Annotated in this window: 11 protein-coding genes; 4 read left to right on the top strand and 7 right to left on the bottom strand. The window is 61.7% G+C overall.

Going from position 1 to position 12,008, the window contains the following annotated elements; genetic code table 11:
• The 5 genes from MU848_RS08580 to lepB form a co-directional block, all read right to left on the bottom strand.
• Positions 1-1,503 carry an ABC1 kinase family protein gene (locus MU848_RS08580; RefSeq protein WP_247231191.1) on the bottom strand — a complete coding sequence of 501 codons (1,503 nt, stop codon included), beginning with the start codon at positions 1,501-1,503 and terminating at the stop codon, positions 1-3.
• A 58-nt stretch (positions 1,504-1,561) separates the two neighbouring features.
• Positions 1,562-2,470, bottom strand: a complete 909-nt coding sequence (gene era / locus MU848_RS08575) for a GTPase Era (protein ID WP_247231190.1) — start codon at positions 2,468-2,470, stop codon at positions 1,562-1,564.
• Positions 2,471-2,503: 33 nt separating this feature from the next.
• Entirely contained in the window at positions 2,504-2,719 is a 216-nt protein-coding gene (locus tag MU848_RS08570) for a GIY-YIG nuclease family protein (RefSeq protein ID WP_236574941.1), read from the bottom strand.
• A 149-nt stretch (positions 2,720-2,868) separates the two neighbouring features.
• Positions 2,869-3,582 (bottom strand): ribonuclease III, encoded by a 714-nt coding sequence (rnc, locus tag MU848_RS08565; protein WP_247231189.1) that lies wholly within the window; start codon positions 3,580-3,582, stop codon positions 2,869-2,871.
• The gene (lepB, locus tag MU848_RS08560; RefSeq protein ID WP_097091514.1) at positions 3,537-4,361 is read right to left on the bottom strand and encodes a signal peptidase I; all 825 of its coding nucleotides are present in this window, start codon (positions 4,359-4,361) and stop codon (positions 3,537-3,539) included. The genes rnc and lepB overlap by 46 nt, the downstream gene beginning before the upstream one ends.
• Before the next feature lie 178 nt (positions 4,362-4,539).
• On the opposite strand from lepB, the gene pgi reads away from it, so the two are divergent.
• Both pgi and gor read left to right on the top strand, forming a co-directional pair.
• Positions 4,540-6,045: a glucose-6-phosphate isomerase gene (pgi, locus tag MU848_RS08555; protein ID WP_247231188.1), complete on the top strand. Its 1,506-nt coding sequence runs from the start codon at positions 4,540-4,542 to the stop codon at positions 6,043-6,045.
• A gap of 70 nt (positions 6,046-6,115) precedes the next feature.
• Positions 6,116-7,462 carry a glutathione-disulfide reductase gene (gor, locus tag MU848_RS08550; RefSeq protein ID WP_247231187.1) on the top strand — a complete coding sequence of 449 codons (1,347 nt, stop codon included), beginning with the start codon at positions 6,116-6,118 and terminating at the stop codon, positions 7,460-7,462.
• Positions 7,463-7,490: 28 nt separating this feature from the next.
• Here the strand turns inward: gor and MU848_RS08545 are convergent, their stop codons facing one another.
• Together MU848_RS08545 and MU848_RS08540 are read right to left on the bottom strand one after the other, a co-directional pair.
• On the bottom strand, positions 7,491-8,204 hold the full coding sequence (locus tag MU848_RS08545) for a 2OG-Fe dioxygenase family protein (RefSeq protein WP_247231186.1): 714 nt from the start codon (positions 8,202-8,204) through the stop codon (positions 7,491-7,493).
• A gap of 74 nt (positions 8,205-8,278) precedes the next feature.
• On the bottom strand, positions 8,279-9,694 hold the full coding sequence (locus tag MU848_RS08540; protein ID WP_097092769.1) for a helix-turn-helix domain-containing protein: 1,416 nt from the start codon (positions 9,692-9,694) through the stop codon (positions 8,279-8,281).
• Between the two features lie 122 nt (positions 9,695-9,816).
• Here MU848_RS08540 and MU848_RS08535 point away from each other — a divergent pair, with 122 nt between their 5' ends.
• On the top strand, positions 9,817-11,349 hold the full coding sequence (locus MU848_RS08535) for an acyl-CoA carboxylase subunit beta (RefSeq protein WP_097091518.1): 1,533 nt from the start codon (positions 9,817-9,819) through the stop codon (positions 11,347-11,349).
• 109 nt (positions 11,350-11,458) lie between these two features.
• Positions 11,459-11,896 (top strand): methylmalonyl-CoA epimerase, encoded by a 438-nt coding sequence (gene mce, locus MU848_RS08530; protein ID WP_247231185.1) that lies wholly within the window; start codon positions 11,459-11,461, stop codon positions 11,894-11,896.
• Positions 11,897-12,008: the final 112 nt, after the last annotated feature.

Below are 12,008 nucleotides of genomic sequence, written 5' to 3'. Positions count from 1 at the left end.
CTAGGAAAGCATCAACCCGGCCGTCACCGCTGCTGCGGACATCAGGATCGCTGCCGCGAGCCACTTTGCGGCGGTGATCAGCGCTCCGTCCGTCAGTCCATTGGCGGCGGCGCCTTCCGCTTCCAGCTTCCGCGTCAGCGCGCGGAGCATGCGGGGGGCGTCGTCAGCGATCCGCGACAGTTCGAGCAGCAGCGGGACCAGCTTTTCGGGCGACTGGCTAGCTGTCAGGCGATGAGCAATAAGGCGGGCGCGGGAGCGTTGCAGCGCCTGCGACAAGTCGAAGCCCGGCTCAATCGTGCCCAGCACCCCATCCATGGTGATCAGCGCCTTGAAGATGAGCGCGAGGTCGGGTGGCAGGACCAGCCCTTCCTTGCGGATCAGTGGAAAGAAGTCGGCGACCATGCGGCCCAGCACCAGCGGGCCGGAGCCATGGCGGGCGATCAACTGCTCCGACGCCATGAGAACGCGCTCGCGTGAGGGTCGGTCGCCCTGATGCCAGCCGATGAGCGTGTCCGCCATCCTTTCCGCGTCGTTGGAACGCAGGGAAAGGATGAAGGCCAGAAATTCCTGCTGCCGCCGCGCGCTGACATGGCCGATAAGGCCAAGGTCCAGCAGGGCAAGGCGATCGCCCGGCAGGCAGAGAAGATTGCCGGGATGAGGGTCGCCGTGAAAGCGGCCATTCACCAGCACCATTTCAAGAACGAGGTCGGCGCCGAGATCGGCTATGGCGGCTGGATTGATCCCGGCGGCGCGAAGCGCCTCTGCATTGCGGGGCGCTATGCCTTCGACATAATCCATGACCAGCACAGTCTCGCTGCTGAGCGGCCAATGGATTTCGGGGATGACGACGCGCGGCTGCTCTGCAAGGTCTGCGCGCAGACGGTCGGCATTGCGGCCTTCGCTGGTGAAATCCAGTTCTTCCAAGACCGTGTCCAGCAATTGCTGGACCAGCGCGCGGGGTTGGAACCGGCGCGCTTCCCTGTTGCTCGCCTCAACGATCCCCGCGAGATGGGAGATGAGGCGGAGATCGGCTTCCATCGACTTGCGTATGCCCGGACGGCGGATTTTGACGACGACCTCGCGGCCATTGTGCAGGGCAGCGCGATGCACCTGCGCCATGGAGGCGGCGGCGAGGGGGGCCTCATCGAACCGGGCGAAGGCCGTCTCCACCGGCTCGCCCAATGCCTCTTCCAACAGGGGACGCAGCGTGGAGAAATCGAGGGTAGGCGCTGCGCTATGCAGCTTTTCAAATTCGGATATCCAATCCTCCGGCAGGAGGTCGGCGCGGGTGGCGAGAATCTGGCCGAGTTTCACATAGGTGGGACCAAGCGCTTCCAGCGCCTGCCGCGTGCGGCCGGGCAGGTCTGGCGGTGATGTGCCGTCCCTTTCCTTGGCAAGACCCATTCTGGCGAGGAGCAGGTCAAGGCCGAAACGGGTGGCTACGGCAGTGATTTCGGCCAGCCGCTCACGGTCGCGGGCGGCAACGACGATGGTCTTGAGCATGGCGCGTCAACGAAGCGCCACGCCGATTGTTTCGGGCGTGCACCTTTTCAGGGCGTGATCATTCGACCCAGTCGAGGCCGATGTCGCGATAGATGAAGCGGTCGTCTTCCCAATCTTCCTTCACCTTGACGTGGAGGTAGAGATGGACCTTGACTCCAAGCAGCTGTGCAAGTTCCGCGCGCGCCTTCGACCCGATTTCCTTCAGCCGCTGCCCTCCCTTGCCGAGCACGATGGCGCGTTGGGTGGGGCGGGCGACCAGGATTTGCTGATGGATTTCAACAGAGCCGTCCTCGCGCTCGCTATATTTCTCGGTATCGACGGCGGCGGCGTAGGGCAGTTCGGCATGGAGCTGGTGGTAGAGCTGCTCGCGTGTGATTTCAGCAGCCAGCATGCGGTCCGTCGCGTCGGAAACCTGGTCCTCCGGAAAGTGCCACGGGCCTTCGGGCATGGCATTGGCGAAGGCGGTCTTGAGTTCAGCGAGGCCATCGCCGGTCGCGGCGCTGATGAAGAATGTCTCTTCGAAGCCAATCCGCTCATAAAGCTTCTGGGTGTGTACCAGCAGCTTTTCCTTGATGGCGATATCGACCTTGTTGAGGATCAGCCATTTGCGTTCGGTCCGGTGGGTCAGCGCTTCGATGATCGGCTCCATCTTGGGGCCGAGACCCGCCTTGCCATCGACAATGAGCGCGATCAGGTCAGCGCCCTGCGCGCCGCCCCATGCGGCCTGAACCATGGCGCGATCGAGGCGGCGCTTGGGCGCGAAGATGCCTGGGGTGTCGACAAGGACGATCTGCGTATCACCTTCGATCGCGACGCCCATCACGCGGGTACGGGTGGTCTGCGCCTTTGGGCTGGTGATCGCGACCTTCTGGCCGACCAGCGCGTTGACCAGCGTGGATTTGCCGGCGTTGGGGGCGCCCACGATGGCGATGACGCCGCAGCGTTGATTTTCTACGTCGTGCAACATTTACTCCGTTCGCGCTGAGCCTGTCGAAGCGCCTTACTTCTCTTCTTTCGAGCGCGCTAAGGTGGAGATGAGGCTCCAGTCTTCACGAATTAGCGCTAGTTTCTTTGCCCGGCCCCAGCCTTTGATCTGACGCTCAGCTTCAAGCGCCTCCATACGGGTTCCGAACTCTTGCGACCAGACCAGTTTTATCGGGCGACGGCTTTTAGTGTAACCGGGAAAGGTGCCTGCCTCATGTTGGGCGATGCGCATTTAAAGATCATCGGTGTGGCCGATGTAAAAACTGCGGTCGGCGCAATGGAGCATGTAGGTGTAGAAAGCCATCTTCGCTCAGAAAGGTAATAAAGCGCTTCGACAAGCTCAGCGCGAACGGATGTTGAGGAACGCGGGAGAAACGGGGTTCAACTGCTCAGCTTGTCCAACAACGCCTTCGCTGCAGCCGTCTCGGCCTCCTGCTTGCTTCCTCCCGTTGCGCTTGCTTCTCCCGCGCCCTTGATGCTCACCGTTACCGTGAACTTCAACGCATGATGAGGCCCGGAGCGATCGGTCATTGCATATTCGGGCGGCTTGCGGCGGTTGGCGGCTGCCCATTCCTGAAGAGCGGACTTGGGATGCTTGGGTGCGCTTTCCTGCGTATCGACCCGGTTGGCCCAAAGGCGGCGGACCAGCGCGCGGGCGTCGTCCAGGCCCGCTTCAAGGTAGAGCGCGCCGATCAGCGCCTCCATGACGTCGCCCAGCACATTGTCGCTGTCGGCCGCGCCATCGTCGCGGGCCTGCTTGCCAAGGACGAGATGCGTCGGCACGCCAGCCGCGCGCGCAACGTCGGCGCAGGTCTCACCCGACACCAATGCGTTGAAGCGGCGTGAGAGCTTGCCTTCGGGTTCACTGGCGAACCGCTCATAGACCCATTCGCTGACGATCAGGCCCAGAACGCGATCGCCCAGAAACTCAAGCCGCTCATAATTGACGGCGTTGGCGCTGCCATGGGTGAGCGCCTGACGAAAGGGCGCTTCATCCTTAGGTGCTCGTCCGATCAGCCCGGCGAGCCAGCCAGACGTGTCGGCCTTTGTCAAAAGCCTTCCCCGATACGGTTCCAGCGTGCGGCGGTGAACCATGTCCAGGGGAGCAGCCAATTGGCGCTGCCGTCGGTCGAGAAGACGGAGATCATCGCCTTTCCAACGAGATTTTCCTCCGGCACCAGTCCGATGCCGCCGCCTTCGACCGCCGGGAAACGGCTGTCCGCGCTGCGATCGCGGTTGTCGCCCATCATGAAGAGATGGCCTTCGGGCACCAACACCGTGTCGCGATCGTCGGCTGCGCCATCGGGAACGAGGTCGAGGACGTTGTAGCTTTTGCCGCCCGGCAGTGTTTCGCGATATTGCGGATAGCGGCACTGACGGCCGCCGCTCGGCGCATCTTCCTCGAACTTCGGACGGTAGCAGGGGGAAGGGCTGCCCTCCTTCGCGGCGGCGTCCAGCATGTTGGGCGAGACGGGAATGACGAGGTCGGCGACCTTCTGCTTCCGAATGGCCTGACCGTTCAGATAGACCGTGCCGCCGCGCACCGAGATCATGTCGCCGGGCAAGCCGATGACCCGCTTGATATAATCATTCTTCTGGTTCGGCGGCGCCTTGAACACTACCACGTCCCCGCGCTTCGGCGTCGAGGCGAGAATGCGCCCCGGGATCAGCGGCAGGTTGAACGGCAACGAGTAGCGCGAATAGCCATAAGGCCATTTGGCGACGAGCAGATAGTCGCCGATCAGCAGTCGCGGCTGCATCGATTCAGACGGAATATTGAACGGAGAAACGATGAAGCTGCGCAGGACAAAGACGAACACCGCCAGCTTAGCGAGAAACCATAGGAAATCCCGCGTTTCGGATTTTGCGCTCATGCTATGTTGTCTAATCCTTCGATCCGCCTTGAAAACAGGCCGTTGCGGCTTTTGCTGCGTTGTAAACCCGCCGTCAAGCATAGCGGGCGGTGCATTGGCCGTTACGCTTGGGTAAGAAGGACGAGAATCGACAGGTGCAGTGTCGTCATCAGCAACGAATAAGAGGATTTACGCTTCCATGCCCAGCCCTGCACTGGAGGCCATTGCGGCACTCCCGCGGCCTGAACTGAAGACCGTTTTCGCTTCGGACCCTGACCGGTTGAGCAAGTTCACGCTTACGCAGGGGCCTTTGCGGTTCGATTGGTCGAAGACGCACCTGACCAGCGAATTGCTGGAAGGATTTCTGAAGCTGGCGGAGGAAAAGGACTTCGCCAAATGGCGCGACGCCCTTTTCGCGGGCGAGCCCATCAACAATAGTGAAGGCCGCGCGGCAGAGCATCCCGCAGAACGGGGCGAGGGCAATGCGGAAAGCGTTTCGCGCGCCAAGATGCTGCATGCCCGCATGCGCGCTCTGATCGATGCGATCGAAGGTGAGGCGCTGGGCCCCATACGTCATATACTGCACATCGGGATCGGCGGATCGGCGCTGGGGCCGAACCTGATCGTGGATGCGCTGGGTGGGGACGGCGCGCGTTACGACGTGGCGATCGTCTCCAATGTCGATGGCACGGCCCTGGAGCGGGCGATTGCGCGCTTCGATCCCGAAGCGACCCTGATCGCGGTCGCGTCAAAGACCTTCACCACCACCGAAACCATGCTGAACGCGGCGAGCGCGATCAATTGGCTGGTAGAGGCGGGCGTGGAGGACCCCTATGGCAAGGTGATCGCGTTGACCGCCAGTCCGGACAAGGCGATCGAGTGGGGCGTGGACGAAACGCGTATCCTGCCATTTTCCGAGACAGTGGGCGGGCGCTATTCGCTCTGGTCTTCGATCGGCTTTCCGGCCGCGCTGGCGCTTGGCTGGGATGCGTTCGAAAGCCTGTTGGAGGGCGCGGCGGCCATGGACCGGCATTTCCGGCTGTCCGATCCGGCGCAGAACGCTCCGCTGATCGCTGCTTTCGTGGACCAATATTATGGCCGCATCATGGGATGCCAGACACGCGCTTTGTTCGCCTATGACGAACGGTTGCGGTTGCTGCCTTCCTACCTCCAGCAACTGGAGATGGAGAGCAATGGCAAGAGCGTCACGCGCGATGGCAAGCCGGTCGATGGGCCGACTGCGCCGATCACATGGGGCGGCGTCGGCACGGATGCGCAACATGCGGTGTTCCAGCTGCTGCATCAGGGGACCATCGTGGCCCCGGTCGAATTTGTCGCTTCGATCGATCCCGGCCACGCTCTGGACCCGGCGCATCACCGCGCATTGCTGGTGAACTGCTTTGCCCAAGGGGCGGCGCTGATGCGGGGCAAGGAGAATGATGCCGATCCCGCGCGGGCTTATCCCGGCAACCGTCCGTCCACCACGATCCTGCTGGAAGATGTGACGCCGGACGCGCTTGGCGCATTGATCGCCTTTTATGAGCATCGGACCTTTGCCAATGCGGTGCTGATGGGGATCAATCCATTCGATCAGTTCGGCGTCGAATTGGGCAAGGAGATCGCCAAGTCCATCGAGGCGGAAGGGACGAAGGGCTTTGATCCATCGACCATGGCGCTGATCGATCTGGCGCTGGGCGGAGCCTGAAGCCATCAAAAGCCGTTTGTAACTCCGCTGGATAGCCGCCATATCCGGCCACGATCCAGCGGAGACCAGCATGAGCGACTATGATTTCGACCTTTTTGTCATCGGCGCGGGTTCCGGCGGTGTCCGGGCGTCGCGCGTGGCGGCTGCGCATGGAGCCAAGGTCGCGGTCGCAGAGGAATATCGGGTCGGCGGCACCTGCGTCATTCGCGGCTGTGTGCCCAAGAAGCTGCTGATCTATGGCGCGCATTTTGCCGAGGATTTGAAGGACGCGCGGCGCTTTGGCTGGAGCGTCCCGGATTGCGACTTCGAATGGAAAGTGCTGCGTGACAATGTGCTGGCCGATGTGAATCGGCTGGAGGGCCTCTATCGCAATACGCTCGACAGTCACAAGGTCGAGCTGATTTCCGAGCGGGCGACTATTACGGGGCCGCATTCGGTCAAGCTGGCAAGCGGCCGCGAAGTGACCGCGGAATATATATTGGTCGCGACAGGCGCCTGGCCTTCAGTGCCCGAACTGGAAGGCGCCGAACATGGCATCACGTCCAATGAAGCTTTCCACCTGGAGGATGCCCCCAAGCGGATGGTGATCGTTGGCGGGGGTTATATCGCCAATGAATTTGCGGGCATTTTCCATCAGCTTGGCAGCCATGTGACCATCGTCAACCGGTCCTCCACGCTGCTGCGGGGCTATGACGAGCAGATCCGCGACCGGCTACTCCAGATTTCCACGATGAAGGGCATCCAGTTCCGCTTCAATGCGGAAATGGAGCGGATCGAAAAGAATGACGACGGCACCCTGTGCATGCATTTCAGCAACGGCGATCCCATCCCCTGCGACACGGTGATGTTCGCCACGGGTCGCCAGCCGCATGTCGAGGGGCTGGGCCTCGAGAATGCGGGCGTCGAGTTGGACGACAAGGGCGCGATCAAGGTCGACGACTATAGCCGTACCAGTTGCGAGAGCATCTATGCCGTGGGCGACGTCACCAACCGCTTGCAGCTTACGCCGGTTGCCATTCGTGAGGGACATGCCTTTGCCGATACGGTGTTTGGCGATAATCCCCGGACCGTTGACTATAATTGTGTGCCCTCGGCGGTGTTCAGCCATCCGCCGCTGGCTGGCGTGGGCCTGACCGAAGCGCAGGCGAAGAACAAGCTGGGCACCGTCAAAGTCTATACGTCCGACTTCCGGCCGATGAAGAATGTGCTGGCGGGGCGGGACGAGCGGGCGCTTTACAAGATGGTGGTGGACGCGACGACGAACCGGGTTGTCGGTCTGCACATGATCGGCCCGGATGCGCCGGAGATTTTGCAGGCCGCGGCCGTTGCAGTGAAGGCTGGCCTTACCAAGGAACAGTTTGATGACACGGTGGCGCTGCATCCCAGCATGGCAGAGGAACTTGTTCTGCTGAAGTGATCGATAGATTGCGAATAAGCGCCGCGAGTCAGTCGTCTGCAAAAGTTACGACAAGCGCGTCGCGCCACGCGGGCGAGCTTGGTTCGACCGCGTGAATCTCTGTCACGCCATGCAGGATTCGGTGATCGTCGATCAGCACGCTGTCACCGGGTAAGGCCAGCGTGAACTCGCCAAGCGGCGTGCCATCAGGCGCACCTATCCGGGTGACGCCTTCGCTGACGTTGCGGCGCTCTATGAGCATGACGAATACCCAATCGACGCCGTCCCGATGCAGTCCTTCAGGCGTGGGCCTACCGACGTCATCTTCGCATGTCTCGATACGGAACTGGTGCATTTCCACATGCCAGCGATTTGAACCCGACTGATCGAAGGCCGCTGCGCAAAAGGCCAGGATGGCCTGCATGACCGGACTGTCGATCGTGTCCTGGTGAACCGGATCGAACCAGCGCTGCACGTCTCCGTTCAAGGGGTTGTAGTCGCGGCTTTGGAAATGCGGCTGGTGCGGCTTGCGCGTGAAATGGCCCTGCCTCGCTTCGAAGGCGGCGTGACGGCGGCGCCGATAGCGGCCGCCGTCCGCCATGTAGAGATCAGGGCCCAGATCGTCCCAGCTTCGCGCGAACGCGCTCCATGCCACATCCCCGACGTTCAGTCTTGCGAGCATCTCCGGCCCGGCCACACGCGCAAAGCCACAGCTGGTGAGCTCTTCCTGAAGATCGCGCGTGTCGGAGGTCAGTTGATGCATGTGTCGCCTCTTAGGCGGCCGGGAAAGGGATCGACAGAGCCAGTTCGCACAAGCTGGGATGAACCGCTGTCGCCTCAGCCAATCCAATAGGGAACGATCTGCCGATTGTCCGGATCGACGCGAATAGGCCTGTCAGCGGGCGGAAAGGCGCGCTGGTCGCAGCTTTGGCGCGGGCAGAGGCGGCAGGTGATGCCGATCGGCGTGGCGGCACCTTCCATTTCAAGCTGAAGGCCGTCTGCATAGACGAAATTGGCTGCATGCGCGACTTCGCACCCCAGCACGACGGCGAAGCGGCGGGGGGTGCGCGAATAGCTGCCGGACGGCTTCACCAATCCCTTCGCCATTGAGACATAGCGCACTCCGTCCGGTGTCTCGCCGAGCTGGACGTTGATGCGGTCCGGGATGGCGACGGCTTCATGCACGTTCCAGAGCGGGCAGGCCCCGCCGAAACGCGCGAACTGGAGACGGGTGGCGCTGTGCCGCTTCGTGATATTGCCCGCCATGTCGACCCGGCAGAAGAAGAAGGGAATGCCGCGAAGGCCGGGCCGTTGGAGGGTCGAGAGGCGATGGCACGCCTGTTCGAAGCTGACCCCGAAGCGCCGCGCAAGCCGGTCGATATCATGGCGCACTTCCCGCGCAGCCGCCCGGAACTGGGCATAAGGCATCAGCAGCGCGCCGGCCGCATAATTGCCAAGCCCTATGGCAAGCAGCCGGTCGGCGCCTTCCACGGGCAGGGCCGCGCGATTGACCACATCCGCAATCACCGTCTGACCCTCCAGCATCATCAGCTGATGCGACAGCATGAACTTTCGGCTTTCCACTGGCAGGGCGGCGTTTATGAACAGGCGGCGATCATTGGATGAATAGGCACGCAGCGCGGAATCCGGTGTGTCGGCAATCAGCGTCTCGATGCCATGCCGCCGGGCGAGCGCTTCGACCAGCATTCCTTCGTCAAGAACCTGCCCGGCGGTGACGCTGGAGGCCATGTCCTCCGCCAGGCAATCGAGGACGTGGACATAATTGCCAGCCTCATGGAACCAGTCGCGCGCGGCCTCCCAGGGTAGGCGGGCCTGCACCTCATGATCGTTGGCGATCGCCTCCTCGATCATGTTGATACGTTCATTCGCACGCATATGAGCGTTGTAGAGGTCGAGATAGCGGGCGGCGAATTCGGGAAATTGCAGGTGCAGCTTCTCGATCCGCTCCGGGTCCATCAGTGGGCCGGGCAGCTCCGGGTGGGCCAGCGCATAAGTGAAAGCGCCGAGTAGTTGTTCCTCTTCCCGGCTGTCGAAGCTCGCCCAATCGGTCGGAAAGGCGCTGGCCACGGCTGCCTTGACCTTGGCCGTCAGGGGGCGGTCGTCATTTTCCAATTGGCTGAGATAAGAGACCGAAATACCCAAGGCCAAGGCCATCGTCGCCTGGTCCATGCGATGGTCCAGCCGCAGCTGCCGCAGCCGCGGACCTGCGAAAATGCGATTGCCTCTTGCCATGCCGCGCTCATAATTTGCGAAATCGTGATTTGCAAATTGGCAAATTTGCATTTGCGAAAAGCGTGAAAGATGGGAAAGGGGCAGCTGTAGTCATCCGTGCCGTCACCGGAGAGATATTCTATATGTCGAAGCTCGCTATCATCGAACAGCTGGAAGCCAAGCGCGAGGCCGCGCGCCTGGGCGGTGGCCAGCGCCGGATCGACGCGCAGCATGCCAAGGGCAAGCTGACCGCGCGGGAGCGTCTGGAAGTGCTGCTCGACGAGGACAGCTTTGAAGAGCTGGACATGTATGTCGAACATAATTGCGTCGACTTCGGCATGAACGAGCAGCATATCCCGGGCGATGGCGTCGTTACGGGATCGGGTACGATCAACGGCCGTCTCGTGTTCGTCTTCAGCCAGGATTTCACCGTCTACGGCGGCGCGGTGTCTGAACGGCACGCGATGAAGATCTGCAAGATCATGGACATGGCGCTGAAGGTCGGCGCGCCCGTGATCGGCCTGAACGACTCCGGCGGCGCGCGTATTCAGGAAGGCGTGGCTTCGCTCGCCGGTTATGCCGAAATTTTCCAGCGCAACGTGCTTGCCTCGGGCGTTGTGCCGCAGATCAGCGTGATCATGGGTCCCTGTGCGGGCGGCGCGGTCTATTCGCCTGCCATGACCGACTTCATCTTCATGGTGAAGGATTCAAGCTTCATGTTCGTGACCGGCCCGGACGTGGTGAAGACCGTGACGAATGAGGTCGTGACCCAGGAGGAATTGGGCGGCGCGGTGACGCACACGACCAAGTCGGGCGTTGCGGATGTCGCGTTCGAAAATGACATCGAGGCGCTGCTCGCGGTGCGCGATTTCGTGGACTTCCTGCCTGCTTCGAACAAGGAGCCGGTGCCTGAGCGGCCGAGTGCCGATCCGTGGGATCGTATCGAGGAAAGCCTGGATACGCTGATCCCGGCGAACGCGAACCAGCCCTATGACATGCATGAACTGATCCGCAAGGTCGTAGATGAAGGCGACTTTTTTGAAGTGCAGCCCGCGCATGCAGGCAACATCCTGTGCGGTTTCGGCCGGATCGAGGGCAAGACGGTCGGCATCATCGCCAACCAGCCGATGGTATTGGCCGGGGTTCTGGACATCAACTCGTCCAAGAAGGCCGGTCGCTTCGTTCGTTTCTGCGACGCGTTTGAAATTCCGATCGTCACTTTCGTGGACGTGCCGGGCTTCCTTCCGGGCACGGCTCAGGAACATTCCGGCATCATCAAGCATGGCGCGAAGCTGCTGTTCGCCTATGCTGAAGCGACCGTGCCGAAGATCACCGTCATCACGCGCAAGGCCTATGGCGGTGCTTACGACGTGATGAGCTCAAAGCATCTGCGCGGCGATTTGAACTATGCCTGGCCGACCGCCGAAATCGCGGTCATGGGGGCGAAGGGCGCGGTGGAAATCATCTTCCGGGGCAAGACGCCCGAAGAGATCGCCGAGAAGACGAAGGAATATGAAGACCGCTTTGCCAATCCGTTCGTGGCGGCGGGCAAGGGCTTCATCGACGAGGTGATCCAGCCGCACTCGACCCGCAAGCGGATCGCGCTTGGCTTGCGCAAGCTGCGCAACAAGGCGCTGGAGAATCCCTGGAAGAAGCACGACAACATTCCGCTTTGATGCCCCAGCGGCCGTCATCCTAGCGAAAGCTGGGATCTCAGGCGGTTATGTGGAACGTAAAGGCACGAGACCCCAGCTTTCGCTGGGGTGACCAGACAGGTGAAGTGATATGAAGCTCGGCCGCTTGAACCATATCGGCGTTGCAACGCCTTCGCTCGAAGCGTCGCTTGCCTATTATCGCGACGTCATGGGCGCGACACTGGCGCATGAGCCCTTCGACCTACCGGCACAAGGCGTGAAGGTGTGCTTCGTGGATACGCCGGGCGAGAATGGCACTGAGGGCACCCAGATCGAACTGATCGAACCTTTGGGGGAGAACAGCCCGATCCATGGTTTCATCGCCAAGAACCCGGCGGGCGGCCAGCATCATATGTGCTATGAGGTGCCGGACATTCACGAAGCTAAGGCCTGGTTCGAAGGCCTGGGCAAGAAGGTGCTGGGCGAACCGCGCATCGGGGCGCATGGGACTTTGATCTTCTTCGTGCACCCCAAGGACATGAACGGGGTGCTGACCGAGATCATGGAGACGCCGAAAGAGGCGCACTGATATCTATCCTCTCCCGCGCGCGGGAGAGGATACGAAGCCTTGTCAGCTTGCTGGCTAGGCGAAGTTGGAGAGGGCTTAGGCCCTCACCGCTGCGACTAAGGTCTGCTACGCA

The organism is Sphingobium agri (assembly GCF_023051225.1).
Taxonomy (GTDB): domain Bacteria; phylum Pseudomonadota; class Alphaproteobacteria; order Sphingomonadales; family Sphingomonadaceae; genus Sphingobium; species Sphingobium agri.
The sequence above is the reverse complement of the archived record's forward strand: the minus strand, read 5'-3'. Positions and strand labels throughout refer to the sequence as shown.